General features: G+C 71.8%; 24 protein-coding genes. 4 read left to right on the forward strand and 20 right to left on the reverse strand.

What is annotated here, in order from left to right; genetic code table 11:
- Positions 1-51: 51 nt before the first annotated feature.
- The 9 genes from gatB to J7E86_RS17645 all read right to left on the reverse strand — a co-directional run bounded on the left by gatB (position 52) and on the right by J7E86_RS17645 (position 10,975).
- Positions 52-1,560, reverse strand: a complete 1,509-nt coding sequence (gene gatB, locus J7E86_RS17605; RefSeq protein WP_215082648.1) for an Asp-tRNA(Asn)/Glu-tRNA(Gln) amidotransferase subunit GatB — start codon at positions 1,558-1,560, stop codon at positions 52-54.
- A 14-nt stretch (positions 1,561-1,574) separates the two neighbouring features.
- Complete coding sequence (locus tag J7E86_RS17610; RefSeq protein ID WP_215082649.1) at positions 1,575-1,826, reverse strand: hypothetical protein; 252 nt, start codon at positions 1,824-1,826, stop codon at positions 1,575-1,577.
- A complete protein-coding gene (gene gatA, locus J7E86_RS17615) occupies positions 1,823-3,322 on the reverse strand; it encodes an Asp-tRNA(Asn)/Glu-tRNA(Gln) amidotransferase subunit GatA (RefSeq protein ID WP_215082650.1) in 1,500 nt (499 codons plus the stop codon). Before gatA ends, J7E86_RS17610 begins: the two co-directional genes overlap by 4 nt.
- A 2-nt stretch (positions 3,323-3,324) precedes the next feature.
- A complete protein-coding gene (gene gatC / locus J7E86_RS17620; protein ID WP_087926138.1) occupies positions 3,325-3,621 on the reverse strand; it encodes an Asp-tRNA(Asn)/Glu-tRNA(Gln) amidotransferase subunit GatC in 297 nt (98 codons plus the stop codon).
- A gap of 329 nt (positions 3,622-3,950) precedes the next feature.
- The gene (locus J7E86_RS17625; RefSeq protein WP_215082651.1) at positions 3,951-6,071 is read right to left on the reverse strand and encodes a bifunctional diguanylate cyclase/phosphodiesterase; all 2,121 of its coding nucleotides are present in this window, start codon (positions 6,069-6,071) and stop codon (positions 3,951-3,953) included.
- Positions 6,072-6,398: 327 nt separating this feature from the next.
- On the reverse strand, positions 6,399-8,642 hold the full coding sequence (ligA, locus tag J7E86_RS17630; protein ID WP_215082652.1) for an NAD-dependent DNA ligase LigA: 2,244 nt from the start codon (positions 8,640-8,642) through the stop codon (positions 6,399-6,401).
- Positions 8,643-8,662: 20 nt separating this feature from the next.
- Positions 8,663-9,685, reverse strand: coding sequence for a methionine synthase (locus J7E86_RS17635; RefSeq protein ID WP_308312627.1), 1,023 nt, complete (start codon positions 9,683-9,685; stop codon positions 8,663-8,665).
- A 46-nt stretch (positions 9,686-9,731) separates the two neighbouring features.
- Positions 9,732-10,421 carry an SDR family oxidoreductase gene (locus tag J7E86_RS17640; protein ID WP_215082653.1) on the reverse strand — a complete coding sequence of 230 codons (690 nt, stop codon included), beginning with the start codon at positions 10,419-10,421 and terminating at the stop codon, positions 9,732-9,734.
- Positions 10,422-10,435: 14 nt separating this feature from the next.
- Complete coding sequence (locus tag J7E86_RS17645) at positions 10,436-10,975, reverse strand: TIGR00730 family Rossman fold protein (protein ID WP_215082654.1); 540 nt, start codon at positions 10,973-10,975, stop codon at positions 10,436-10,438.
- 211 nt (positions 10,976-11,186) lie between these two features.
- On the opposite strand from J7E86_RS17645, the gene J7E86_RS17650 reads away from it, so the two are divergent.
- Complete coding sequence (locus tag J7E86_RS17650) at positions 11,187-11,771, forward strand: hypothetical protein (protein ID WP_215082655.1); 585 nt, start codon at positions 11,187-11,189, stop codon at positions 11,769-11,771.
- A 21-nt stretch (positions 11,772-11,792) separates the two neighbouring features.
- Here J7E86_RS17650 and mnmA read toward each other — a convergent pair whose 3' ends face one another.
- Positions 11,793-12,962: a tRNA 2-thiouridine(34) synthase MnmA gene (mnmA, locus tag J7E86_RS17655; RefSeq protein WP_215082656.1), complete on the reverse strand. Its 1,170-nt coding sequence runs from the start codon at positions 12,960-12,962 to the stop codon at positions 11,793-11,795.
- Positions 12,963-13,194: 232 nt separating this feature from the next.
- Between mnmA and J7E86_RS17660 the strand changes: the two genes are divergently transcribed.
- The gene (locus tag J7E86_RS17660) at positions 13,195-13,827 is read left to right on the forward strand and encodes an N-acetylmuramoyl-L-alanine amidase (RefSeq protein ID WP_215082657.1); all 633 of its coding nucleotides are present in this window, start codon (positions 13,195-13,197) and stop codon (positions 13,825-13,827) included.
- Here J7E86_RS17660 and J7E86_RS17665 read toward each other — a convergent pair.
- Positions 13,820-14,989: a cysteine desulfurase family protein gene (locus J7E86_RS17665; protein WP_215082658.1), complete on the reverse strand. Its 1,170-nt coding sequence runs from the start codon at positions 14,987-14,989 to the stop codon at positions 13,820-13,822. The genes J7E86_RS17660 and J7E86_RS17665 overlap by 8 nt on opposite strands.
- A 106-nt stretch (positions 14,990-15,095) precedes the next feature.
- On the opposite strand from J7E86_RS17665, the gene J7E86_RS17670 reads away from it, so the two are divergent.
- Complete coding sequence (locus J7E86_RS17670) at positions 15,096-15,527, forward strand: carboxymuconolactone decarboxylase family protein (protein ID WP_215082659.1); 432 nt, start codon at positions 15,096-15,098, stop codon at positions 15,525-15,527.
- Positions 15,528-15,757: 230 nt separating this feature from the next.
- On the opposite strand, the gene J7E86_RS17675 is transcribed toward J7E86_RS17670, so the two are convergent.
- The 9 genes from J7E86_RS17675 to J7E86_RS17715 all read right to left on the reverse strand — a co-directional run bounded on the left by J7E86_RS17675 (position 15,758) and on the right by J7E86_RS17715 (position 25,510).
- Positions 15,758-16,588 carry a thioesterase family protein gene (locus J7E86_RS17675; RefSeq protein WP_215082660.1) on the reverse strand — a complete coding sequence of 277 codons (831 nt, stop codon included), beginning with the start codon at positions 16,586-16,588 and terminating at the stop codon, positions 15,758-15,760.
- A gap of 65 nt (positions 16,589-16,653) precedes the next feature.
- Positions 16,654-17,313, reverse strand: a complete 660-nt coding sequence (locus tag J7E86_RS17680; RefSeq protein ID WP_215082661.1) for a trimeric intracellular cation channel family protein — start codon at positions 17,311-17,313, stop codon at positions 16,654-16,656.
- 64 nt (positions 17,314-17,377) lie between these two features.
- Entirely contained in the window at positions 17,378-18,409 is a 1,032-nt protein-coding gene (locus tag J7E86_RS17685; RefSeq protein WP_374223814.1) for an ABC transporter ATP-binding protein, read from the reverse strand.
- The gene (locus tag J7E86_RS17690) at positions 18,406-19,542 is read right to left on the reverse strand and encodes an ABC transporter ATP-binding protein (RefSeq protein WP_215082663.1); all 1,137 of its coding nucleotides are present in this window, start codon (positions 19,540-19,542) and stop codon (positions 18,406-18,408) included. The genes J7E86_RS17685 and J7E86_RS17690 overlap by 4 nt, the downstream gene beginning before the upstream one ends.
- On the reverse strand, positions 19,539-20,537 hold the full coding sequence (locus J7E86_RS17695) for an ABC transporter permease (protein WP_215082664.1): 999 nt from the start codon (positions 20,535-20,537) through the stop codon (positions 19,539-19,541). The genes J7E86_RS17690 and J7E86_RS17695 overlap by 4 nt, the downstream gene beginning before the upstream one ends.
- Before the next feature lie 121 nt (positions 20,538-20,658).
- Complete coding sequence (locus J7E86_RS17700) at positions 20,659-22,431, reverse strand: ABC transporter substrate-binding protein (RefSeq protein ID WP_215082665.1); 1,773 nt, start codon at positions 22,429-22,431, stop codon at positions 20,659-20,661.
- A 151-nt stretch (positions 22,432-22,582) separates the two neighbouring features.
- The gene (locus J7E86_RS17705; RefSeq protein WP_215082666.1) at positions 22,583-23,581 is read right to left on the reverse strand and encodes an ABC transporter permease; all 999 of its coding nucleotides are present in this window, start codon (positions 23,579-23,581) and stop codon (positions 22,583-22,585) included.
- 258 nt (positions 23,582-23,839) lie between these two features.
- On the reverse strand, positions 23,840-24,586 hold the full coding sequence (locus J7E86_RS17710) for an enhanced serine sensitivity protein SseB C-terminal domain-containing protein (RefSeq protein WP_215082671.1): 747 nt from the start codon (positions 24,584-24,586) through the stop codon (positions 23,840-23,842).
- 144 nt (positions 24,587-24,730) lie between these two features.
- The gene (locus tag J7E86_RS17715) at positions 24,731-25,510 is read right to left on the reverse strand and encodes an enhanced serine sensitivity protein SseB (protein ID WP_215082667.1); all 780 of its coding nucleotides are present in this window, start codon (positions 25,508-25,510) and stop codon (positions 24,731-24,733) included.
- A gap of 236 nt (positions 25,511-25,746) precedes the next feature.
- Here J7E86_RS17715 and J7E86_RS17720 point away from each other — a divergent pair, with 236 nt between their 5' ends.
- Positions 25,747-26,304, forward strand: a complete 558-nt coding sequence (locus J7E86_RS17720; protein ID WP_215082668.1) for a hypothetical protein — start codon at positions 25,747-25,749, stop codon at positions 26,302-26,304.
- The last annotated feature ends 260 nt before the right edge of the window (positions 26,305-26,564 follow it).

Raw genomic sequence — 26,564 nt, forward strand, 5'->3', positions numbered from 1 at the left:
GGCCGCCCCTCGCGCGGAGGGACGGCCGTCGCACTGCGGAACGGGAAGGGGTCAGCCCTCGACGCCCAGCTTCTCCAGGATCAGCTCCCGCACGCGTGCCGCGTCCGCCTGGCCCCGGGTGGCCTTCATGACCGCGCCGACGAGCGCGCCCGCCGCGGCGACCTTGCCCGAGCGGATCTTGTCGGCGATGCCGGCGTTGGCCGCGATGGCCTCGTCCACGGCCGTGCCCAGCGCGCCCTCGTCGGAGACGACGGCCAGGCCGCGCTTCTCGACGACGGTGTCCGGGTCGCCCTCGCCGGCCAGGATGCCCTCGATGACCTGGCGGGCCAGCTTGTCGTTGAGCTTGCCCTCGGCGACCAGGGCGCACACGCGCGCGACCTGCTCCGGGGTGATCTCCAGCGCGGCGAGGTCGGTACCGGCCTCGTTCGCCCGGCGGGCCAGCTCGCCCATCCACCACTTACGGGCGGAGGCGGCGTCCGCGCCCGCCTCGATGGTGGCGACGATCAGGTCGACGGCGCCCGCGTTGAGGATCGACTGCATGTCGTGCGCGGAGACGCCCCACTCCTCGCGCAGCCGGTTGCGGCGCACGCGCGGCAGCTCGGGCAGCCCCTTGCGGAGCTCCTCCACCCACTCCCGGGCGGGAGCGACCGGGACCAGGTCCGGCTCGGGGAAGTAGCGGTAGTCCTCGGCGTTGTCCTTGATACGGCCCGCCGTGGTGGACCCGTCCTCCTCGTGGAAGTGCCGGGTCTCCTGCACGATGGTGCCGCCGGAGGACAGCACCGCCGCGTGCCGCTGGATCTCGAAGCGCGCCGCGCGCTCGACCGAGCGCAGCGAGTTGACGTTCTTCGTCTCCGAGCGGGTGCCGAACTTCTCGGTGCCGTTCGGGCGCAGCGAGAGGTTCACGTCGCAGCGCATCTGGCCCTGCTCCATGCGGGCCTCGGACACGCCGAGCGCCTTGATGAGCTCGCGCAGCTCGGCGACGTACGCCTTGGCGACCTCGGGGGCCCGCTCGCCCGCGCCCTCGATCGGCTTGGTGACGATCTCGATGAGCGGGATGCCGGCCCGGTTGTAGTCGAGCAGGGAGTGCGAGGCGCCGTGGATGCGGCCGGTGGCGCCGCCCACGTGCAGCGACTTGCCGGTGTCCTCCTCCATGTGGGCGCGCTCGATCTCCACGCGGAAGATCTCGCCGTCCTCCAGCTGGACGTCCAGATAGCCGTTGAAGGCGATCGGCTCGTCGTACTGGGAGGTCTGGAAGTTCTTCGGCATGTCCGGATAGAAGTAGTTCTTCCGGGCGAAGCGGCACCACTCGGCGATCTCGCAGTGCAGCGCGAGACCGATCTTCACGGCGGACTCGACGCCGATCGCGTTGACGACCGGCAGCGAGCCGGGCAGGCCGAGGCAGGTGGGGCAGGTCTGCGAGTTGGGCTCGGCGCCCAGCTCGGTGGAGCACCCGCAGAACATCTTGGTCCTGGTGCCGAGCTCGACATGGACTTCGAGGCCCATGACGGGGTCGTAGGACGCCAGCGCGTCCTCGTACGACACCAGATCAATGGTGGTCACGGAAAACTAACCTCTCAGTCCGCGAGGACGTCGTCGCTGCTCATCCGGCGCAGTTCGCGCACGAGCAGGGCGACACCGGTGGCGATGGCGGCGGCGGAGACGATGGCGTCCACGAGCTGGAGAGTGTCCTGCTCGCCCTTGGCCTTCTTCGCCTGCTTGATGACGCTCACGGCGCCGAAGAGCGTGGTGCCGATGGACAGGTACGTGCCGGGCTTGGACTTCTTGAAGCCCTTGGCCTTCGCGAGCTTGCCGGTCTTTTCGGTCACAGTGACGGTGCCTCCTCGAGCAGCGGGTGCCCCCAGCGGGCGTTGAACGCGGCCTCGACCGCGGCGCCCACTCGGTAGAGCCGGTCGTCGGCCATGGCCGGCGCGATGATCTGCAGACCCACGGGCATCCCGTCCTCGGGTGCCAGACCGCAGGGCAGCGACATCGCGGAGTTGCCGGCCAGGTTGGTCGGGATGGTGCACAGGTCGGCGAGGTACATCGCCATCGGGTCGTCCGCCCGCTCGCCGATCGGGAACGCGGTGGTCGGGGTGGTCGGCGAGATCAGCACGTCGACACCGCCCTCGCCGAACGCCTTCTCGAAGTCGCGCGTGATCAGGGTGCGGACCTTCTGCGCCGAACCGTAGTACGCGTCGTAGTAGCCGGAGCTGAGCGCGTACGTACCGAGGATCACGCGGCGCTTGACCTCGTCGCCGAAGCCGGCCTCGCGGGTGAGCGCGGTGACGTCCTCGGCGGACTTCGTGCCGTCGTCGCCGACCCGCAGGCCGTAGCGCATGGCGTCGAAGCGGGCCAGGTTCGAGGAGCACTCGGACGGCGCGATCAGGTAGTACGCGGCCAGGGCGAGGTCGAAGGAGGGGCAGTCCACCTCGACGACCTCGGCGCCGAGCTCCCTGAGGAGCTCCACGGACTCGTCGAAGCGCTGGAGGACACCGGCCTGGTAGCCCTCGCCGCGGAACTGCTTGACGACGCCGACGCGCATGCCCTTGACGTCGCCGTTGCGGGCCGCCTCGACGACCGGCGGGACCGGGGCGTCGATGGAGGTGGAGTCCAGCGGGTCGTGGCCGGCGATGACCTCGTGCAGCAGGGCCGCGTCCAGGACCGTACGGGCGCAGGGGCCGCCCTGGTCGAGGGAGGACGAGAAGGCCACCATGCCGTAGCGGGAGACGGCGCCGTAGGTCGGCTTGACGCCGACGGTGCCGGTGACGGCGGCGGGCTGGCGGATGGAACCGCCGGTGTCCGTGCCGATGGCGAGGGGGGCCTCGTAGGCGGCCAGGGCGGCGGAGGAGCCGCCGCCGGAGCCGCCGGGGATCTTGGTGAGGTCCCAGGGGTTGCCGGTGGGCCCGTAGGCGCTGTTCTCGGTGGAGGACCCCATGGCGAACTCGTCCATGTTGGTCTTGCCGAGGATGACGACGTCCGCTTCCTTGAGCCTGCGGGTCAGGGTCGCGTCGTACGGCGGGATCCAGCCTTCGAGGATCTTGGAACCGACGGTGGTCGGGATCCCCTTGGTGGTGAAGATGTCCTTGAGCGCGAGCGGGACGCCGGCCAGCGGGCCGAGCTTCTCGCCGCGGGCCCGCTTCTCGTCGACGGCGCGGGCCTGCGCGAGGGCGCCCTCGCGGTCGAGGTGCAGGAAGGCGTTGACCTTCTCGTCGACGGCCTCGATGCGGGCCAGGTGCGCCTCGGTCACCTGGACGGCGGTGACCTCGCCCGAGGCGATCTTCGCGGCGATCTCCGCCGCGGTCAGCTTGATCAGTTCAGACATGGTCAGTCCTCCCCCAGGATCTGCGGCACCTTGAAACGCTGCTGCTCCTGGGCCGGGGCGCCGGACAGCGCCTCCTGCGGGGTCAGCGACGGACGGATCTCGTCCGGACGCATGACGTTGGTCAGCGGCAGCGGGTGGGACGTCGGCGGTACGTCCTGGTCGGCGACCTCGGAGACGCGGGCGACCGCGCCGATGATGTCGTCGAGCTGTCCGGCGAAGTGGTCGAGCTCTTCGTCCTTGAGCTCCAGACGTGCCAGCCGGGCGAGGTGGGCGACCTCCTCGCGCGTGATGCCAGGCATGCGGCGATCCTCAGGGTTCGTGACGGTTTCTGGGCGGTTTATTGGCCCAATCCTATGGCTCCGCCACCCATGCCCGCGAAATCCTTTCGCGGGGGGCCCACCGATCCAGCCCGTCCGGCGTTTGAGGACGCCCGCCGCAGGCGCCACGGACCCGCGCCTTCGCGTCCGGCCGCCCTGCCAATGCAGCCCGTCCGGCCTTTGAGGACGCCCACCGCAGGCGCTACGAACCCGCGCCTCCGCGTCTGGCCGCCCTGCCAATCCAGCCCGTCCGGCGCTTGAGGACGCCCGCCGCAGGCGCCATGGACCCGCGCCCCGCGACCGGCCGCGCCCTACGTCACCGGCTGATCCGCCTCCTCCGAAGGCGCCACGGGCGCCACCGGCGGCACCGGCGCCACCCGCAGCCGGTCCACCTCCCGGTGCCACCCGCTCTCGTTCCGCAGCCGCAGCCACGCCGTCATCTCGTCCGGCGGCATCGCCGCGGCCACGAGCCAGCCCTGGACCGCGTCGCAGCCCAGGTCGCGCAGGCGCTCCCAGGTCTCGTCGTCCTCGACGCCCTCGGCGACGACCAGCAGGCCCAGCGAGTGCGCCAGGTCGAGCGTGCAGCGGACGATCTCCGCGTCCTCGTTGTCGATGACGAGGCGGGCGACGAACGACCGGTCGATCTTGAGTTCGCTGACCGGGAGGCGGCGCAGGTGGACCAGGGAGGAGTAGCCCGTGCCGAAGTCGTCGAGGGACATCTTCACGCCGTGTCCGGTCAGCCCGGCGAGGGTGTCGGCGGCGCGCTGGGGATCCTCCAGGAGGACGTGTTCGGTTATTTCCAGCTGGAGGGCCCCGGGGGGAACGCCGTGCCGGGCCAGCCGCGCCGCGACCGATCCCGCGAAGCCGGGTGTGTGGACGTCGCGCGGCGAGACATTGACGGCCACCGGCACCTCCAGGCCCATCGCCCGCCACTTCGCGACCTGGCCGAGCGCGGTCTCCAGGACGTACTCGGTCAGCCGCGGCATCAGTCCGGAGGATTCGGCTATGGCGATGAACTCGTCCGGCGAGACCCGGCCGCGCTCGGGGTGGACCCAGCGGACGAGCGCCTCCAGCCCCTCGACATGGCCGTCGAAGCCGACCTTCGGCTGGTAGTGCAGCTCGACGTCGCCCGCGTCCAGCGCCCGGCGCAGGTCGCCCAACAGGCCCAGCCGGTCGCGGGTGTTGCCGTCGCGCCGGGTCTCGTAGACCTCCACCCCGCTGCGGTCGCGCTTGGCCTGGTACATCGCCACGTCCGCGCGCTGGAGCAGGCCCGCCGCGTCGAGCGCGTGGTCGGGGTAGACGGCGACGCCGGCGCTGGCCTCCAGGACCAGCGTGAGGCCGTCCAGGTCGAGCGGCGAGCCGAGCGCCGCGACGAGGGAACGCGCCGCTCGCTGGGCGCTGGTGAGGGAGTCGGCGATGGGCAGCAGCACGGCGAACTCGTCGCCCCCGAGCCGGGCCGCCTCCGCGTCGCGCGGCAGGGCCAGCCGCAGCCGCTCCGCTATCTGCAGGAGCAGCCGGTCGCCGGCGAGGTGGCCGAGGGTGTCGTTGACGGACCGGAAGCGGTCGAGGTCTATGAGGACGAGGGCGGCCCTGGTCCCCGCCCGCTCCGCCTCGTCGAGGGCGGTGCGGGTGCGCTGCAGCAGCCAGTGGCGGTTGGGGAGACCGGTGAGGGGGTCGCGCAGCTGCTCCTCGGCGCGGGCGCGGGCGATCCACAGGGTGGAGTCGAGGGCGATCAGCGGGACGGCGAACAGCGGCAGCAGCAGCGGCATGTGATCGGCGACGACGGCGATGAGCGGCGCGATGCCGAGCAGGGCGCCGCCGACGAGGCCCTGCCGTACGAGCGCGGTCTGGGCGATGGTGGTGAGGCCGCTGGTGGGGGCCATGGAGTACCACAGCAGGGCGCGCGTGACCACGAGGTACAGGAAGGCGGCGAGGGCGATCTTGGGGACGGCGGTGAGCGGCCAGTCCTCGGGCAGCCAGGGGTTCTCCACGCTGGCGACGACCCCGCACAGGGCGAGGGAGAGGGCCGCGGCGCCGATGCCGAGGATGTCGACGGCGCCGTGGAGTAACGCCTGCCGCCAGCGGTGGCGGCGCGCGGTGGCGACGAGCAGGACGACGGCGATGCTGATGAGGACGGCGGGCAGCCAGCCGTAGAGCATCAGGACGGCGAGGGTGAGGGCGGCTCCGGAGCCGGTGCCGCCCCACCAGCGGTCGCGACCCAGGGCGACGAGGTGGGCGACGATGAGGCCGCTGAGGGCGGCCAGTGACCAGCCGACCGTACGGCCGGGGAATATGGCGTGGCCGTCGGTGAGGACGCGGCAGATCCCGGCGGCCAGCGCGAGCGCGGCCACGGTGACACAGACCGTCGGCAGCGCGGGCGGAGGAACCCGGCGCAGCCGAGATGCCGGTTCGGCGCTGTCGGTGGGTTTCATGCCCGTCCCTCTCACAGCCGGCGGTGCCCGCGCCACGGCAGGCGCACATCTCAACAGTAGGCCGCAGAAGGCTACGACGGGCAGCGATCGGCAGCGGTTGCCCGATTGGGACACGGCCTGTTGTAGCCATCTGGTAAGCGCTGTAGAGGTAATGCCCAATGCCTATGCAGGCATTACTCCACTGGGGTGGCCGGCTGGCTCCGGACGGCCGTCGCGGGGCCGGGTGGGGCGGGGGCGGCGGGGGTGCCGCACGGGGCGCGGCACGTTCTCCGGCGCACGCCCCCCGGGCCGCCGCGACCGCACCCCGCCGCCCGCCCCGGCGCCGCGTCAGGGCTGCGCCACAGCCGCCTCACGGGCGGCGTCGGGCCCCTCGGCGAGCAGTACGGCGAAACCGTCCTCCTCCAGCACGGGAACCTTCAGCTGCATCGCCTTGTCGAACTTCGAGCCGGGGTTGTCGCCGACGACCACGAAGTCCGTCTTCTTCGAGACCGAGCCCGTCACCTTGGCGCCCCGGCTCTGCAGCGCGTCCTTCGCCGCGTCGCGGGTGTACGAGGCGAGCGTGCCGGTGACGACGACGGTCAGGCCCGTCAGGGGGCCGGGGCCCTCGTCCTCGGCCTTGGACTCGTCCTCGAAGCGGACGCCGGCGGCCCGCCACTTCTCCACGATCTCGCGGTGCCAGTCCTCGGCGAACCACTGCTTCAGGGACGCCGCGATGGTGGGGCCGACGCCCTCGACGGCCGCCAGCTCCTCCTCGCTCGCCTCGGCGATGCGGTCCAGGGAGCGGAAGACCCGGGCCAGCGCCTCCGCCGCGACGGGGCCGACGTGGCGGATGGAGAGGCCGGTCAGGAAGCGGGCCAGCGGCCGGTTCTTGGCGGCCTGGATGTTCTCCAGCATGGCCAGGGCGTTCTTCTTCGGCTCACCCTTTTGATTGGCGAAGAAGGTGACGACCTTCTCCTCGCCGGTCTTCGGGTCGTGCTTGGGCAGCCCGGAGTCCATGTCGAGGACGTAGGACTTGATGGGCAGGAGCTCCTCGATCGTCAGGCCGAAGAGGTCGCCCTCGTTGACCATCGGCGGGGTGGCGGGCTCCAGCGGCTGGGTGAGGGCGGTGGCCGCGACGTAGCCGAAGTTCTCGATGTCGAGGCACTTGCGGCCGGCCAGGTAGTAGAGGCGCTCGCGGATCTGGGCGGGGCAGCTGCGGGCATTGGGGCAGCGGAGGTCGATGTCGCCCTCCTTCATGGGCTGCAGTCCGCTGCCGCACTCGGGGCACTCGGCGGGCATGACGAACTCCCGCTCGCCGCCGTCGCGCAGGTCGACCACCGGGCCGAGGATCTCGGGGATGACGTCGCCGGCCTTGCGCAGCACGACGGTGTCGCCGATGAGGACGCCCTTGGTCTTGACCACCTCCTGGTTGTGCAGGGTGGCGAACTCCACCTCGGAGCCGGCGACCGTGACGGGCTCGACCACCGCGTAGGGCGTGACGCGTCCCGTGCGGCCGACTCCGACGCGGATGTCGACCAGCTTGGTGTTGACCTCTTCCGGCGGGTACTTCCAGGCGATGGCCCAGCGCGGGGCGCGCGAGGTGGAGCCGAGCCGGCCTTGGAGGGGCACCTCGTCGAGCTTGACGACGACGCCGTCGATCTCGTGCTCCATGGAGTGGCGGACCTCGGGGTCGCCGTAGTGCGCGATGAACTTCCGCACGCCTTCGAGGGAGTCCACGACCTGCGCGTGCGCGGCGGTCGGCAGGCCCCACTCGCGCAGCAGGTCGTACGCCTGCGACTGGCGGTCGATGGCGAAGCCCTTCCGGGCGCCGACGCCGTGGACCACCATGTGCAGCGGGCGGGAGGCGGTGACCTTGGGGTCCTTCTGGCGCAGCGAACCGGCGGCGGCGTTGCGCGGGTTGGCGAAGGGCGGCTTGCCGGCCTCGACCAGGCGGGCGTTGAGCTCCTCGAACTTCTCCATCGGGAAGTAGACCTCGCCGCGCACCTCCACCAGCTCGGGCACGCGGTCGCCCCGGAGCCGGTCGGGGATCTCCTCGATGGTGCGGACGTTGGGCGTGATGTCCTCGCCCGTGCGCCCGTCGCCGCGGGTGGCGGCGCGGGTCAGGCGCCCGTGCTCGTACGTCAGGTTGACGGCGAGTCCGTCGACCTTCAGCTCGCACAGGAAGTGGTACTCCGCGCCCTCGCCGACCTCCTTGGCGACGCGGTCGGCCCAGCCGGCGAGCTCCTCGTCGTCGAAGGCGTTGTCGAGGGAGAGCATGCGCTCGCGGTGCTCGACGGCCGTGAACTCCGTCTCGTAGGCCCCCGCGACCTTCTGGGTGGGCGAGTCCGGGGTGCGCAGCTCCGGATACTCCTCCTCCAGCTTCTCCAGGGAGCGCAGCAGCCGGTCGAACTCGGCGTCGCTGACGACCGGGGCGTCCTTCACGTAATACCGGAAGCGGTGCTCCTCGATCCGCTCGGCGAGGCGCGCGTGCTCTTCCCGCGCCTCCGCGGGTGCCGTGGCAGGCGACGTCTCCGCCGCGAGCCTGTCGCCGTGCTGTCCGCCAGCCACCGTCTCGTCCTCCCGTTGTCCCATGGGCGAGCCCTTGAGCGCCGTCACTCAGGGTTGTCCGCGAGCGATCTCGCCGCCCGGGCGCAGTGCGCGAGGGCCGTACGGGCATATGCGGGCGAAGCGCCCGCGAGTCCGCACGACGGGGTGACCACCACGGACTCGGCGAGAGTCCCCGGCGACAGCCCCAGCCTGCGCCACAGCGTCCTGACACCCATGACGCTACCGGCAGGGTCTGACAATGGGCCGTCCACGCCCGGCACCACGCCCACGAACAGCCTGGCGCCCGCCTCCACGGCCTCACCGACCGCTTCCTCCTCACGCTCGGTGAAGAGCGAGAAGTCGAACGAGATGCCCTCGACGCCGGCCCGGCGCAGCAGCGCGAACGGCACGGCGGGGGCGCACGAGTGGACGACCAGGGGCGCGCCGGTCGCCTCCCGCGCCATGGTGACCAGCTCGCGCAGCGCGCCCTCCACGACGGCCCGGTCGACGGCCCGGTAGGTGCGGTAGCCGCTGGCGGTGCGCACCCGCCCGGTCAGGACGGCGGTCAGCGAGGGCTCGTCCAGCTGGAGCACCACCTGGGCGCCGGGAACCCGGCGGCGTACGTCGGCGAGGTGGCCGCGCAGTCCTTCGGCGAGCGAGGCGGTCAGGTCGCGGCAGGCTCCCGCGTCGCCCAGCGCGGCCTCGCCGCCGCGCAGTTCCAGCGCGGACGCCAGCGTCCAGGGTCCGACGGCGGAGACCTTGAGCGCGCCCTCGTAGCCCTGGGTGTGCTCCTCCAGGGCGTCGAGGTCCTCGCCCAGCCAGGAGCGGGCCCGCTTGGTGTCGCGGCCGGGCCGGTCGCTCATCCGCCAGCCGCTGGGCTCGACGTGCGCGTAGACGTCCACCAGCATCCCGGCGGTCCGTCCGATCATGTCGGCGCCGGGTCCGCGGGCGGGCAGTTCCGGCAGGTACGGCAGGGCCTCCAGCGACCCCGTGACGGTTCTGGCGGCCTCCCGGGCGTCGCCTCCGGGCATCGATCCGACCCCGGTGGCGACCCCGGTTCCCCAGCTGAAGTTGCTCTTCTCGCTCACGCTGGAAGGGTACGGGGCGCGGCCGCGGCGCCCGCGAAGCGCTGCCTCAGCGGCCGGGCCGGACGGAGATGTCGTTGACCTCGGCGTCGCGCGGCAGGTCGAGGGCCATCAGGATGGTCGTCGCGACCGAGGCCGGGTCGATCCACTGCGAGGCGTCGTACTCCTTGCCCTCCTGCTGGTGCACCTTCTCCTGCATCGGCGTGGCCGTGCGGCCGGGGTAGACGCTGGTGACCCGGACGCCGTTGGCGTGCTCCTCGGCGCGCAGGGCGTCGGCGACGGCCTTCAGGCCGTGCTTGCTCGCCGCGTACACGCCCCAGTTGGGGTGGGCGTGCAGCCCGGCGCCGGAGTTGACGAAGACGACGTGTCCCTTGGCGATGCGCAGCTGGGGCAGGAAGAGGCGGGTGAGTTCGGCGGGCGAGACGAGGTTGGCGGCGAGGGTGCGGTTCCAGGCGCGGGTCCCCAGGTCGCCGATGGTGCCGAGGTCGCAGACGCCGGCGACGTGCAGGAGCGAGTCGACGCGGTCGGGCAGCGTCTGCTTGCTGAGCGCCCAGGCGATGCGGTCGGGGTTGGCGAGGTCGGCCACGATGGTGCGGGCGCCGGGGAAGCGGGCGGCCAGCTCCTTGGCCCGGCCCGCGTCCCTGGCGAAGAGGTACAGCTCGTCGCCGCGCGCGAGCAGCCGGTTCGTGACGGCCTCGCCGATGCCGGAGCCGGCACCGGTGATCAGATGTGTTGCCATACCTCCACCTTGCCCTACCGCAGGCCGGCGGACTCCTCCAGGTAGGCCATCGCCCCGACGCCGTCCTCGGCGAAGAACACCAGGTCGGTCAGGGGCAGCGGCAGGAAGCCCTCGTCCTCCATCCGCTGGAACTGCTGCCGCAGCCCGTCGTAGAACCCGGCGGTGTTCAGCAGCACCACGGGCTTGGTGTGCATCCCGTGCTTCTTCAGCTCCAGGATCTCCGTCGCCTCGTCCAGCGTGCCGGTGCCACCGACCATGATGACGACGGCGTCGCCGCGCGCGAGCAGTCCCGCCTTGCGCTCGGCGAGGTCCTTGGTGATCACCATCTCGTCGGCGTTCTTCCGGGCGGACACCGCGAGGAACTCCACCGATATCCCGACCAGCCGCCCGCCGCCGGCCTGCACGCCGTCGGCCATCACCTTCATCAGCCCGGACTCCGAGCCGCCCCACACCATCGTGTGGCCGCCCCTGCCGATGAGCTCGGCGAACTCACGGGCGGCGGAGGTGTAGCGGTCGTCCAGGTCGGCGGCGGAACAGAAGACGGTGATGTTCATGGACGCCACCGTACGCCGTCGCCGCGGCCGGCCTGACTTGGTCGGTTTTCGGCCCGTCCCTGTCCCTGTTACGGCCCCGTTCCGTTGCGGCTTCGTCACAGACACCGAGCTGGTTTGGCGGCTTGTAAACACGTTGTTAGCCTGACGTGCACTCGTCAGCCCGGGCGTCAACAGGCGCTGATTCCAGCCAATTCATCGGGGGAATTTCCAAGTGAAGCTTCGTCATGTCCGCGCGGCCGCCATCTTCGGAATCGCCGTCGTCGCCCTGACCGGAGCCCGCGGGCACCACGGCGGCAGCTGCAGCGGCGGCAGCTCCAGCCACAGCAGCAGCTCCACCTCGGGTGGGTCGACCACGACCGGCGGCACGACCTCCGCCGGTACGACCGGCGACCTGACCTCGGGCGGCACCACCACTGGCGGCACGACCACCGGCGGCACGACCGGCGGCTCCACCAGCAGCGGGTCGACCAGCGGCATCACCACGGGCGGCACCGGGGGCAGCGCGAGCGCCTCGCGCGACCTCAAGATCATCAGCTGCGACTACAGCGACACCCGCGGCATCACCGCAAAGATCAGCGTCACCAACCCCAGCGCCACGGACAATTACACCTACACGTTCTCGGTGAAGTTCACCGACTCGACCGGCACGCTCATCGGCACCCGCAACCGCACCATGCCCTACGTCGGCCCGGGCAAGACCGAAACGCAGGACGTCTCCCAGTCGTACCTGCCGAAGGCGGGCACCGTGGCGAGCGGCAAGTGCGCGGTCGAGAACGTGGCCCGCACCAAGTCGTAACGGCCGGCACCGCCGCCCGGGTCAGGCGCTCCGCGCCGCCCGCGCGGCGGCCGACCGCTCGGTCGCCGCGATCGTCGCCGAGCCGACGACGCGCGTGCCGTCGTACAGCACGATCGCCTGGCCCGGGGCCACGCCCCGGACCGGCTCGGCGAAGGTCACCCGCAGCTCCGTGCCGTCGACGAGCTCGGCCGTCACCGGCGTCTCGCCGCCGTGGGCGCGCAGCTGGGCGGTGTACGAGCCGGGGCCGGCCGGGGCCACCCCGCACCAGCGGGGCTTGATCGCGGTCAGGGCCGTGACGTCCAGGGCCTCGACCGGTCCGACCGTCACCGTGTTGTCCACCGGGGAGATGTCCAGGACGTAGCGCGGCTTGCCGTCGGCGGCCGGGTGGCCGATGCGCAGGCCCTTGCGCTGGCCGATGGTGTAGCCGAAGGCGCCCTCGTGGGTGCCCAGCTTCGTGCCCGACTCATCCACGATGTCGCCCTCCGCCTTGCCCAGGCGGGAGGCCAGGAAGCCCTGTGTGTCGCCGTCGGCGATGAAGCAGATGTCGTGGCTGTCGGGCTTCTTCGCCACGGCCAGGCCGCGCCGCTCCGCCTCGGCCCGGATCTCTTCCTTCGTGGTGAGCGTGTCCCCCAGCGGGAACATCGCGTGCGCGAGCTGCTTCTCGTCCAGGACGCCCAGGACGTAGCTCTGGTCCTTGGCCATGTCGCTCGCCCGGTGCAGCTCACGGCTGCCGTCGTCCTTGAGCACGACCGTCGCGTAGTGGCCGGTGCAGACCGCGTCGAAGCCCAGCGCGAGGGCCTTGTCCAGCAGCGCCGCGAACTTGATCTTCTCGTTGCAGCGCAGGCAGGGGTTGGGCGTGCGCCCGGCCTCGTACTCCGCGATGAAGTCCTCGACGACGTCCTCGCGGAAGCGCTCGGCGAGGTCCCACACGTAGAAGGGGATGCCGATGACGTCGGCGGCGCGGCGGGCGTCGCGCGAGTCCTCGATGGTGCAGCAGCCGCGGGCGCCCGTACGGAAGGACTGCGGGTTCGCGGAGAGGGCGAGGTGCACGCCGGTCACGTCGTGGCCGGCTTCCGCGGCGCGGGCCGCGGCGACGGCGGAGTCGACGCCGCCGGACATGGCGGCGAGTACGCGCAGTCGCTCGCGCTCGCGGGGGACCGTGGGGTCGGGTGCACCGGGGAAGTCAGTCATAGCTGTACCAGGGTACGGGGTGCGCTTCCCTGCCGGGTGGGCTGGATCTTGGCCTGGCCACGTGGGTGGGTGCCGGTCACGGATGTCCTCAAGCGCCGGACGGGCTCGTTTTTGGCTGAGCCACGTCCGCACCTGCCGGTCACCGATGTCCTCAAACGCCGGACGGGCTGAAATCCAGCCCCGTGGGAACCGGGGCGGCCCCCGAACGCGTTCCGCACCTCAGGGGGAACACATGGAACACATAAGTCGGCGCCGTCTGCTGATCGGCAGCGCCACCGCCGCGGTCGCCGGCGCAGCCGGATACGCCGCACAGGACGCCGTCGAGCGCTGGTGGTGGCGGGCCTCCGGGCGCGAGAGACCCCGCACGGACGGCGAGCTCGACCACCCCGGCGCCGAGTGGGTCGCCGCCTCGTCGGCGAACTGGCGGCGGGCCGAGCGGCCGGCCGACTACACCGTCGACCGGATCGTCGTCCACGTGGTCCAGGGCAGCTACGGCGACGCCCTCCGGGTCTTCCGCGACCCCCTGCACCGGGCCGCCGCGCACTACGTCGTGCGCGCGGACGGGCACGTCGCGCAGACCGTCCGCGAGCTGGACGTCGCCTTCCACTCCGGGAACCGCCGGTTCAACGAGCGCAGCGTGGGGATCGAGCACGAGGGCTACGTCGACCGGCCCGGCGGCTTCACGGACGCGATGTACACCGCGTCGGCCCGGCTCGCGGCCGGGATCTGCGCGCGCTACGCGATCCCCGTGGACCGGGCCCACATCGTCGCCCACTCCGAGGTGCCGGGCGCGGATCACACCGACCCCGGGCCGCACTGGGACTGGGACCGGTATCTGGGGCTCGTACGGGCGGCCGCTAGCTGAGGCCGGCCGAGCGTGCCCGCTCGACCACCGGCCCGATGGCCCGGGCCACGGCGCGCACGTCCTCCTGGGTGGAGGCGTGGCCGAACGAGAACCGCAGCGTGCCCCGGGCCAGGTCCGGGTCGGTCCCCGTCGCCAGCACGACATGGCTGGGCTGGGCCACTCCGGCCGTGCAGGCGGAGCCCGTGGAGCACTCGATGCCCTGGGCGTCCAGGAGCAGGAGGAGGGAGTCGCCCTCGCAGCCGGGGAAGGAGAAGTGCGCGTTGGCGGGCAGCCGCCCGGCCGGGTCCGGGTCGCCGCCGAGGACGGCGTCGGGTACGGCGGTGAGGACGCTCTCGACGAGCGCGTCGCGCAGGGCGCCGACCTCGCGGGCGTGCTCCTCGCGCCGCTCGGCGGCCAGCGTGCCGGCGGTCGCGAAGGCGGCGATGGCGGGCACGTCCAGCGTCCCGGAGCGCACGTGGCGTTCCTGGCCGCCGCCGTGCAGCAGCGGTACGGGCGCGTACTGGCGGCCGAGCAGCAGGGCGCCGATGCCGTAGGGGCCGCCGATCTTGTGGCCGCTGACGGTCATGGCGGCCAGGCCGGACGCGGCGAAGTCGACGTCGAGCTGGCCGAACGCCTGGACGGCGTCGGCGTGCAGGGGTATGCCGAACTCGGCCGCGACGTCGGCCAGTTCCCGGACCGGCATGATCGTGCCGATCTCGTTGTTGGCCCACATGACGGTGGCGAGCGCGACGTCGTCGGGGTTGCGGGCGATGGCCTCGCGCAGGGCGTCGGCGTGGACCCGCCCGTGGGAGTCGACGGGAAGGTACTCCACGGTCGCGCCCTCGTGCTCGCCGAGCCAGTGCACGGCGTCGAGGACGGCGTGGTGCTCGACGGGACTGGTGAGGACGCGGGTGCGGGCCGGGTCGGCGGCGCGGCGGGCCCAGTACAGGCCCTTGACCGCGAGGTTGTCGGCCTCGGTGCCGCCGGCGGTGAGGACGACTTCGCTGGGGCGCGCGCCGAGCGCCGCCGCGAGCGACTCGCGCGACTCCTCGACGGTGCGGCGCGCGCGCCGCCCGGCGGCGTGCAGCGACGAGGCGTTCCCGGCGAGGGCGAGCTGGGCGGTCATCGCCTGCACCGCCTCCGGGAGCATCGGGGTGGTGGCGGCGTGGTCGAGGTAGGCCATGGTGCGACGATTCTACGAGGCCGGGCGCGGGGGCGTACCGGGCGTTCCCGGTCTGCCGCGGAGCGGCACTTGCGTTGGAGCGCGCTCCAACTCCTACCGTCGTGGCATGACCGAGAAGAACAGCACGGACGACGGCAGCCGGCAGACCCGTTTCGACCACGGGCTGGAGGTCCTTGAGCGGGTGGACGGCGAGGCCGGGCAGCGCGTCATCGACTCCCTGTCCGACATCTCACCGGAGCTTGGCCACCAGATCGTGGCCTGGGGCTTCGGCGAGATCTACGACCGCCCCGAGCTGGCGCCGCGCGACCGCCAGCTGGTGACCCTGGGCATGCTGACGGCCCTGGGCGGCTGCGAGGCCCAGCTGGAGGTGCACGTCAACGCGGCGCTGAACGTGGAGCTGACCCCGTCGGAGGTGGTGGAGGCGCTCCTGCACTCGGCGGTCTACTGCGGCTTCCCCCGTGCGCTGAACGCGACGTTCGTGGCGAAGAAGGTCTTCGCCGAGCGCGGCCTGTTGCCCGCCGGGCCTGCGGCCGGCTAGGCGGATCTTCGGCTGCGGGCCGTCTTTGCCGCCTGCGGCGGCGGGCGCCCTGCGGGCGCGTCCTCAAACGCCGGACGGGCTGACATCGGCTGAGTCCAGCCGAAGACAAGCCCGTCTGGGGGCACCTCCCAGCGGTAGCTGGGGGAGATTGAGGACACCACCGCGCAGCGGTGGTGCGCACGACAACGACCCGCAGCCGCCCGCCCGCGCACATGATCCCCCGGACACCGCTAGCCGCGAGGCGCCACCGCGAGCTGGCGGGCCTGGGCCACCAGGTGGTCCTCGCTGTCCCAGACCTCGGCGTCCTCCTCCAGGAAGCCGCCGGCGAGGTTCCGCGTGGTCATGGAGACGCGCAGGGGGCCGGGGGCGGGGCGGCGGCGGATGTGGGCGGTGAGTTCGACGGTGGGGACCCAGCCCGGCAGGCCCATCTCGAAGGTGGTCGGCGGCAGGGCGTCGACGGCCAGGAGCAGGGTGAGCGCGTCGTGGGGGCGGCCGTCCGCGAGGTCGAACCAGCCGCGCGTCTCGCCCTTGCCGCTGGGCCGGCCGGAGATCCAGCCCGCCGTGTCGGGGTCGAGGCGGATGTCGAGGCGGCCGGTGAGCTCGCTGACCAGCCCGGCCGGGACGCTCTCGGGACCGAGGCAGTGCTCGGACGGGGGCATGGCGGGCGGCTTGGCCGTCGTGCGGACGTCGTCGCTGAGGGCGTCCAGTTCGCCGTAGGTGGCGAGGACGCGGATCCGCTCGACCTCGGTGCCGTCCGCCTCGTACTGCAGGAGGCTGGCCTGACCGGTCGACAGGCGGCCGCCGGTGCGGATCGACCGGGTGCGGATGACGGCGGGGCCGGGCCGGGAGACGGACAGGTAGTGCGCGCTGACCGAGAAGGGGTCCGAGTGCGGCAGGGCCTGGCCGAGGGCGCGGCCCACCATGGCGAGGAGATAGCCGCCGTTGGCCGCGCCGAGGATGGTCCAGCCCTCGGAGACGTCCGCGTCGTAGACGTCGCGCTCGCGGGCCGTGACCGCGGTGTCCCGGTCGAATTCGCTGTTACCGATGGTTGCCTGTGCCATGGTCCGACGCTACACGGGAAAGTTACTGATGGGTAGCCTATGGGTGAAGCTTCAACCGGAAGCCCTCATGCCTCTTCCGCCGCCGCGCTGCGCCGGTGCCAGGCGCGCGGCGCCCGCCAGTGGAACCGCATCGCCAGCAGCCGCAGCACGAAGGCCGTCAGGACGGGGATGGTGCTGGTCGAGGCGTTGAGCACGTCGAAGCGGATCAGCAGGGCGGCCATCGTCGCGCCGACCATCGCGGGCACGGCGTACAGGTCACGGTCCCAGCGCAGCAGTGAGGGCACCTCGTGGGCGAGTATGTCGCGCAGGACGCCGCCGCCGACCGCGGTGGCCAGCCCGAGGGTGGCGGAGGAGGTGAGGCCGAGCCCGTGCCCGTACGCCTTGACCGTGCCCGCGACGCAGAACAGGCCGAGCCCGGCGGCGTCGAAGACCCCGACGGCCTTGGTGATCCGCTCGACCTCCGGGTGCAGGAAGAAGACGATCAGCGTGGCGACCAGCGGGGTCAGGAAGTAGCCGAGGTCGGTGAAGGCCGCCGGCGGCACCGCCCCGATGATCAGATCCCGGAACAGCCCGCCGCCCAGCGCCGTGACCTCGGCGAGCACCGCCATGCCGAAGACGTCGAAGTTCTTGCGTACGGCGAGGAGCGCACCCGAGATCGCGAAGACGAAGATCCCGGCGAGGTCCAGCGAATGCTGGACGGAGGGGCTGAACAGATCGGTGAGCACGCGACATTCTTACTCGTCCCGTACGCATTTCCGGACGCGCCCGCTCCGCCGCCCCTTCCCTCCTTCAGGCCGACGCGCCCTCCGGGGCGTTCTCCGGGTGGTGACAGGCCACCTGGTGCCCCGGCTCCAGCGCCAGCAGCGGTGGCTCCTCCCGCTTGCACACCTCCGTGGCCTTCCAGCACCGGGTGTGGAAGCGGCACCCCGACGGCGGTGAGATCGGCGAGGGCACATCGCCCTTGAGCAGGATCCTCTCCCGTTTCGCGCGCCGCTTGGGGTCGGGCACCGGCACCGCCGACAGCAGCGCCTTGGTGTACGGGTGCATCGGCTTCTCGTACAGGGACGCCCGGTCGGTCAGCTCCACGAGCTTGCCGAGGTACATCACCGCGATCCGGTCCGAGACATGGCGGATCACCGACAGGTCGTGCGCGATGATCACGTACGTCAGGCCCAGCTCGGCCTGGAGGTCGTCCAGCAGGTTCACCACCTGCGCCTGGATCGACACGTCCAGCGCGGAGACCGGCTCGTCCGCGACCACCAGCTTCGGGTTGAGCGCGAGCGCCCGGGCGATGCCGATGCGCTGGCGCTGGCCGCCGGAGAATTCGTGCGGATAGCGGTTGTAGTGCTCGGGGCTCAGGCCGACCAGCGCCAGCAGCCGCTGGACCTCCTTCTTCACCCCGCCCTCGGGCGAGATGCCCTGGAGGCGGAACGGCGCGCCGACGATCGTGCCGACCGTGTGCCGGGGGTTCAGCGAGGAGTACGGATCCTGGAAGATCATCTGGACGTCGCGGCGCAGCGGGCGCATGCCCGCCACCCCGAGGTGGGTGATGTCCTTGCCCTCGAACTCCACCCGGCCGGCGGTGGGCTCCAGCAGGCGCGTGATCAGCCGGCCCATGGTCGACTTGCCGCAGCCGGACTCCCCCACCACGCCCAGGGTCTCCCCGGCCCGGACGTCGAAGGTGAGGCCGTCCACGGCCTGCACCGCGCCCACCTGGCGGCGCAGCACCCCCTTGGTGATCGGGAAGTGCTTGACCAGCCCCTCGACCTTCAGGAGCGGCGCTGCTGCGGCTTCGTCCTTCACGGCTTCTTCGTCCTTCACAGCTTGGGCGCAATCTCTTCGGTCCAGATCCGGTTCCGCTCCTCGTGCGGCAGGTGGCAGGCGGAGTGGTGCCGCGCGCTTCCGGGCACCTGGCGCAGCTCGGGCCGCTCCGTGCGGGTGACGCCGCCGGCCGGCAGGTCGGCGTACGGGCAGCGCGGGTTGAAGGCGCAGCCGGACGGCACGTTGATCAGGCTGGGCGGGGAGCCCTTGACCGGGATCAGCCGCTCGGTCTGGGCGCGGTCGATGCGCGGCATGGAGCCGAGCAGCCCCCAGGTGTAGGGGTGCTGCGGCTCGTAGAAGACCTTCTCCGCCGGTCCGCGCTCCACGCAGCGGCCGCCGTACATCACCAGGATGTCGTCGGCCAGCTCGGCGACGACGCCCAGGTCGTGGGTGATGACGATGACCGCGGAGCCGAACTCCTTCTGCAGGTCGCGGATCAGGTCGAGGATCTGCGCCTGTACGGTCACGTCCAGGGCGGTCGTCGGCTCGTCGGCGATGAGCAGGTCGGGGTTGTTGACCAGCGCCATGGCGATCATCGCGCGCTGGCGCATCCCCCCGGAGAACTGGTGGGGGTAGTCGTCGATCCGGCGGTCCGGCTGCGGGATGCCGACGCGGTCCAGGAGCTCGACCGCGCGCTTGCGGGCGGCCTTCTTGTCGACGTCGTGGTGGACGCGGTACGCCTCCACGATCTGGTGGCCGATCGTGAAGTACGGGTGCATGGCCGACAGCGGATCCTGGAAGATCATCGCCATGTCGCGGCCGCGCAGCCGCCGCACCTCGTCGGGGTCGGCGGACATCAGCTCCTTGCCGTCCAGCCAGACCTCGCCGGAGATACGGGCCTTGCCTCGCCCGTACTGGCCGACGGTGTGCAGGCCCATGATGCCCAGCGAGGTGACCGACTTGCCGGAGCCGGACTCGCCGACGATGCCGAGGGTCCTGCCCCGCTCCAGCTGGAAGGAGAGCCCGTCGACGGACTTGACCAGTCCGTCGTCGGTGGGGAAGTGGATCCGCAGGTCGCGCACGTCGAGATAGGCGCTGCCGGGCGGGGCGGCCGCGGACACCGGTTCGCCGACGGCGCCCGTCTTCTGCGGGGGGATGCCGGGGGTGTCCCCCGGGGCGGGCACGGTGGTCATGAGAGCCTCACTCGGGGGTCGATCACGGCGTACAGGAGGTCCACCACGAGGTTGGCGAAGACGACGGCGGACGCCGTGATCAGCGTGACCCCCAGGATCATCGGCAGATCGCGTTCGTTGATCGCCGAGACCGCCGCCGCGCCGAGGCCGGGCAGGCTGAAGGCCGTCTCGGTGAGGATCGCGCCGCCGACCAGTGCCCCCAGGTCCATGCCGAGGACGGTGAGGATCGGCGTCATGGTGGAGCGCATCGCGTGTTTGCCGATGACGACGGGTTCGCGCAGGCCCTTGGCGCGGGCCGTGCGGATGTAGTCCTCGCCGAGGACCTCCAGCATGGTGGCGCGGGTCAGCCGCGCGTACATCGCCGCGTAGAGGAAGGCGAGCGTGATCCAGGGCAGGATCAGTCCGCCGAACCAGCCGGCGGGGTCGTCGCCGAAGGCGATGTACTCGCCGCCCACCCAGCCGAGCTTGTACTTGAAGACCGCCAGCGAGAGCAGCGCGGTGAAGTAGATCGGCAGCGAGACACCGCTCAGCGCCACGGTCATGGCCGTGCGGTCCCACAGCGTGCCGCGCTTGAGGGCGGAGACGACACCGGTCAGGACGCCGCCGGTCACCCACAACAGGCAGGCGCCGCCGGCGAGGGTGAGGGTGACGGGCAGCCGGCTCTTGAGCTCGGGCCAGATGGGCATGTCGTGGCGGAAGGAGTAGCCGAAGCAGGGCGCCGGGCAGTTGATGCTCTGCCCGCCGCCGGTGTAGTCACGGCCGGCGAAGAGTCCGGAGACGAACTCCCAGAACTGCTCCAGGATGGGTTTGCCGAGCCCCAGCTTCTCCCGGATGCCTTCGATGGCCGCCGGGTCCGCCTGCTTGCCGACGTACATCAGGGCGGGGTCGGTCCCGGTGAACTTCGGGATCGCGAAGAAGATGCCGAAGGTCACGAGGATGACCACGAGGAGCATCACGATGACGGCGAACAGCCGCCTGACGATATAAGCGAACACAGCGGTCGGCCCGGCGGCGGCCGGGGAGCTCCCCCCTGCGGGGTCCTCCCCGGCCGCCGCGCACGGCCATCACCTGCCCTTCGGGCCTAGCGGCGGGCGCGCCGGCGGAGCGGACGGACGGTCACTTGACGACGCCGAGCGAGGAGTAGTCGTAACGGCCGTTCCAGGCGTCGGCCGTGTAGACGTTGGTCAGCCGGGAGCTGCGCCAGATGATGTTCTTCTCGTAGGTGAAGGGCAGGTACCAGCCGCCCTCCATGACCTTCTTGTTGGCGTCCTGGTAGAACTTCCCGGCCTTCTCGGGGTCGGTCTCCGCGATGCCCTGGTCGAAGAGCTTGTTGACCTCGGGGTCGTCGAGCTCGGGGTAGTTCTGGTTGCCGCTCTGCTGGATGAAGCGGCCGTCGGCGATCGGCTGGAGGAAGCCCTGGCCGCTGGGGAAGTCGGCGCCCCAGCCCATGATGATGATGCCGTAGTTCTTGGACTTGACGTTCTTGGGCGAGCCGATGATGCCGGTGGACTGGGCGCCGTCGAACTTGTCGATCTGCGCCTCGACGCCGATGGCCTTCAGCGACGCCTGGAGCGATTCGGCGGTGGCCACCTCGGCGGGCTTGTTGTTGCGGACCGCGATGGTGGTCTTGAAGCCCTCCGGCTTGCCGCAGGCCTTCAGCTCCTCCTTGGCCTTGGCCGGGTTGGGCGCGCCCTGCTTGAGCGCGTACGGGTCGTAGCCCGCGTCGTAGCCCTTGACGGCCGGCGGCAGCATGCTGGTGCCGATGTCGCCGCCCGCCTGGGCGCCGCCGCGCGCGGTCTGGAGCGACGTGTGGTCGGCGCCGTAGATGACCGCCTTGCGGCAGTGCTCGTTGTCGAAGGGCGCGACGGTCTTGGGGAAGGCCGCGTAGCGGATGAAGCCGGTCTGCGGGTTGTCGACGTTGTCCTTGTGGGACTTCAGCGCCTTCTGGCGGCCGGCCGAGCCCATGCCCGTGGCGTTGAGGTCGACGTCGTAGTTGCCCGAGATCAGGCGGTTGTCCATGTCGTCGGCGCTGGTGATGAGCGTGACGGAGACCTTGTCCGGCAGGGCCTTGCGCACCGGGTCGGACGCCTTGTTCCACTTGTCGTTGCGGACCAGTTCGAGGCCCTTGTTCGGGCGGTACGAGACGAACTTGTACGGGCCGCTGGAGAACGGCTTGAGGCCGTAGCGTTCCGCGGTGTCCTTGTCCGGGCGCACCGGGGACGCCGCCGGCAGCGCCAGCATCCGCAGGAAGTCACCATTGGGCTTGGGCAGCTTGAAGACGATGGTCTTCTCGTCCGGCGTCTCGATCGCCTTCAGGCCCAGCTTGTCCTTGCTCTCGTCCTTGTACGGGCCCTTGTACTCCTTCTCCGGGTCCAGGGCCTGCATCAGCCAGGTCGGGCCGCCGGAGATCTTGTCGGTGGCCCAGGTGCGCTCGATGCCGTACTTGATGTGCTGCGCGGTGATGGGCTGGCCGTCCTCCCAGGTCAGGCCCTCGCGCAGGGTGAAGGTGTAGGTCTTCTTGTCGTCGGAGATCTTGCCGGTGTCGGTGGCCATGTCCGGCACGACCTCGGAGCTCTGCGTGCCGGGCGCCGGTTTGGGGGTGACCAGGGTGCGCGAGTAGTAGCGGGCGAAGTCCCACATGAATCCGTAGTAACCACGCTGCGGATCCCAGGAGTCGGCGTCCTGCGTGCCGATGAACTTCAGCTCGCCGCCCGTCTTGTCCGACGCGGCGGCGACCTTGCCGATGCCCGCGTTGAAGCCCGCGGCCTTGCCGTCACCGCCGCCGTCGCTCTTCCCGCCGCCGCCGCAGGCGGCGGTGGAGACCAGGGCCGCGACCACGAGAGCCGCCCCCGCGGCGGTCTTCCGCCTCGAAGTTCTTTGGGTAGTCAAGGTGTCGCGACCTCCGTGAGTGACGCCGCCCGGGGAACCGGGTCGGCGGGTTCGGGAAACGGCCTCCTGACGGATCGACAGGGGCGGTCGGTAACGTGCCTGGTGGTGAGCGTGTGGCCTGCGGACGGGCGCATGGCGGCTCCGGCGGGTGCTAGCGCGAACCCTTGGGGTCCAGCGCGTCCCGTACACCGTCGCCGAAGAGGTTGAAGGCCAGGACGGTGACGAAGATGGCCAGACCCGGGATGATCATGTAGAGCGGGTCGGCTTCGTAGTGGTCGACGGCCCTGGAGAGCATTTCGCCCCACGATGCCGTGGGCGGCTTGACTCCGGTACCGAGGAAGCTCAGGGCGGCCTCGGTGAGGACGTTGGTGGGGATCATCAGCGTGGTGTAGACGGTGATCGGCGCCACCAGGTTGGGCAGCAGCTCGCGGAAGAGGATGTACCCCCGGCCGGCTCCGAGGCTGCGCGCGGCCTCGACGTACTCGCGCTCCCTGAGCGAGAGCGTCTGACCGCGCACGATGCGCCCGATGTAGGGCCAGCCGAAGAAGCCGATCACCGAGATCAGCACCCCCATGCGGACGCCCGAACCGGTCAGGCCCCACAGGGAGTCGGGCACCACCGAGACCAGCGCGATGATGAACAGCAGCTGGGGGAAGGCGAGCAGCAGGTCCATCAGGCGGCTGACGACCGCGTCCACCCAGCCGCCGAAGAAGCCGGCGACGATGCCGAACAGCGTGCCGAGGACCACCGCGACGACGGCCGCGAGGAACGCCACGAGCAGGGATACGCGGGCCCCGTAGACGATGCGGCTGAACACGTCGCGGCCGTTGGTGGGTTCGACGCCGAGGAGGAAGTCCCCGTTGATGCCGCCCCAGGCGCCCTTGGGGGTGCTGAAGAGGGGGTCGATCTCCTCCTCGTGGAACTCGTTGGGCGGGTGGCCCAGCAGGTCCACGATCAGCGGTGCGAAGATCGCGACCAGAACGAGCAGCAGGACGACGACGCCGCCGGCCAGTGCGAACTTGTCCCGCTTGAGCCGGATCCAGGCGATGCGCCATGGTGAGCGGCCTTCGATGGCCTTCGCCGGGACGCCGGCGGCGACATCGACGGCCGCGGTCTCGGCCGCTCCCGTGTCGTGCAGTGGTGCCGTCATCGTCTGGTGGACCCCTCTCGGCCGGTGCGGACCGGCCCAACGCCCGCCGCGCAAGCGGCTGGTTCACATCACTGGTGCGAAAGGTGCGATGGTGCGGGAAATACACGCGGAGCAGGTCGTACCCAGGACCGAAGTCCTTGTGGGCGGGAGTCTTCAACGCCTCCGCGATCACCCGCCAGACCTCACCGGCAATGGATGCGCAACCGTGATGTGTGGAGAGAGGTTCCGTTATACGGACAGTCCTGATCCGTCAGCGGATCAGTACGCCCCGGTCTGCGGCGGATAGCCGTAGCCGGCCGCCGGGGCGGGCGCGGCGCCGCCGTAGGCGTCGCGGTCGAAGAAGGGACGGGCGTTGGCGCGCATCCACATCGCGACCGGGTCGTGCTCGTCGGCCATCGCCACCGTGGACACCGGCAGCCCCTCCGGCACCACGTCGATCGACTGGCGCATCATCAACCGCACGGATTCCACGGCGGCTTGGGAGGTGTCGTAGAGGTCGAGGCCGATGGCCAGATACGGGCTGCCCAGCGCGGGCTGCACCCAGGCGCGGCGCAGCGAGCGCACCGCGGGCGTGCGGTGGGCGTTCTGCCCGAGCAGGGCGTAGAACTGCGGGATCTCTATGGCCGGCTCGCTCAGCAGCAGCGGCCCGGCGGGCATCCGGTCCATGCCGGTGGCGATCCGCCGCAGGTCGAGCCAGGGCACGCCGACGCCGCCGCCGGGGGCGTGCGGATTGAGCCACAGACCCCAGCGGTCGGGGTAGAGGGCGGTGGCGACGGCCCGTCCCGGGATCACCTCGTGGGCGCGGTTCCAGCCGCTGGCGGCGAGCTCCTGGGCGGAGGTCACACACGGCGCGTAGCCGAGGCCGTCGACCTCCATGTTGCCGTACTGGGCGTCGGGGGAACCGGCCCGGCCGTGCCAGAGCAGCATCCACACGCTGCCCTCGGCGAGGGCGTGCAGCAGCTCCTCGTACGCGTCGTAACGGCCGGGCGCCACTTGGCGCAGCATCTGCTCCACGCCGCTCTCCGCGCCCGCGCTCACCTGGGTCCGCCTCTTCTCTCGGCCGTCTCTGCACCGCTCCGGGGCGCGCCGACGCACCCCCCGCTGTCATCCAACCAGCTTACGAGCCCGCGGCGGCGGCCATGGGAGGAGTCACAGGTCACGGTCGTAGAACGGGCGGACCCGCTCGCGCATCCAGTCGCCCACCGGGTCGTGCGCCACGTCGAGGAGGACCAGCTGTACGGGCCAGGGCACGGGCACGGTGCCCAGGGCGCGGCCGAGGGCCTCCATGACGGCGGTGCGGCTGCCGGGGTCGGGCAGGTCGAGCTCGACCCCGACGAACAGCGCCGGGACGCCGCCCTCGACGCTCGCGAGGGTGCGGCGGGCGGTGCGGACGACCTGGGCGGCGGCGAACTCCAGGCCCGCGGCGGCGAGGAAGGCCGTGGGCTCGTCCTGCCAGTCGGGCTCGAAGAGCCGGACGCGGCCACCGGTCGCGTCGCCGTCCAGGACGGTGCGGCCGGCCCGGCACAGTTCGGCCACGGCGGCCGGCGGCAGGGGCACGCCGACGACGCCCTCGGGGTTGACCGCGATGCCCACCTGCGGGGGCAGGCCGCGGGCGAACTCGACGGCCGGCGCCACGGCGAAGGACGTACGGTCGCCGACGACCCGCAGGTACTCCGCCTCGGAGCTGAACACCGGTACGTACGCCTGGCCGTCCAGTTCCAGGGTCGGCAGGTCGAGGTCGGGGCTCGCGGGGCCGCCGCCGGCGGGCAGCGGGATCCACACCTGGCTGCGGCCGAGCACCTCGACGATGCGCGGGCCGGCGCCGGGCACGCCGAGGGAGGCGGCGAGCGCCTCTTCGAGCTCGTTGGCGGGCCATCCCTGGGGGCCGCCGGGGGCCGTGGGCAGCCCGAAGTGCTGGGGGGTGTTCATCTCGTCCAATGCCGTCCAACCACCGTCTCGACAAAGCCGCAACCGCACCCTAACGGCTGTACGCCCGCCGCTTCCCGGCGGCTGCCCGATCCGGCGCCGACGGCCCAGGTCGGGCGGGCCGTCCCGGCGGGCGGAAGGCGGTACGGACGGTGGGCGCCGAGTTGCGCACCGCTGCCGCGCCGCACACGGTGATCGGGCAGTCACCGGAAGCCGTGAAGCGAAGGGAATCACCGAGCATGCGCATCAACAAGCTCACCAGCACCGCGATAGCCGTCGTCGCCTGCGGATCCCTCGCGCTGGGCGCGGCCGGCCCAGCCCTGGCCGCCCCCGAACCTCGCCCCGCCGTCAAGCCGGTCGAGCCGAAGGCGGTGGTCCAGCAGCGGCTGGACACGGCGGGCGCGCTGGGCGAGACGTTCACGCTGGTCGCCAGGATCGGCAAGGAGGCGCAGGCCAAGTCGCCCGACGTGAAGACGCTCAGGTCCCTCCAGCAGCAGCTGCAGAAATCGTCCGACCAGCTGCTCCGGTCGGCCAGGAAGGCCCGGCCGTCCCACCCCGCGGCCGGCCCCGCGGGCAGGGCCGTCCCGGACCCCACCGCGGAGATCAAGCAGGCGCTGGACAAGCTGGTCAAGGACGTCACCAAGCTCATCGCCGACGTGGCCAGGAAGGACACGGCGGCGGTCGTCATGGACGTGGCGGCGACGCTCATGGACCTCAAGGACCTGCTGGCGAAGATCCCGCCCGTACTGACGGGCGCGGCGGCGCAGTCGGCGGGGACGGTGGGGGCCGCTGGGTGATTCCCGCACGAATCACCCGAAGGTGATGCCGTCACCGACGCGCCGCGGACTGCCGCGGCCGGCCCGTCCGTTCGGGCGGACGGCCACGCCGGCCCCTCAGCCGAAGCGGATCGTCCGGAGCGCGTCCGCCGCCGCCCGGTCCATGAGCACCACCGACGCCGTGCCCTGCGGCGGTCGCCCGGCGTCCGCCTGCGCGGCGAGCCGCTCCATCGCCCGCCGGTGCCGCCCGAAGGCGTACGCGGAGACCCCCCGGCCCCGGG

Origin of the sequence: Streptomyces sp. ISL-11 (assembly GCF_018614525.1) — a bacterium.
Classification (GTDB): Bacteria; Actinomycetota; Actinomycetes; order Streptomycetales; family Streptomycetaceae; genus Streptomyces.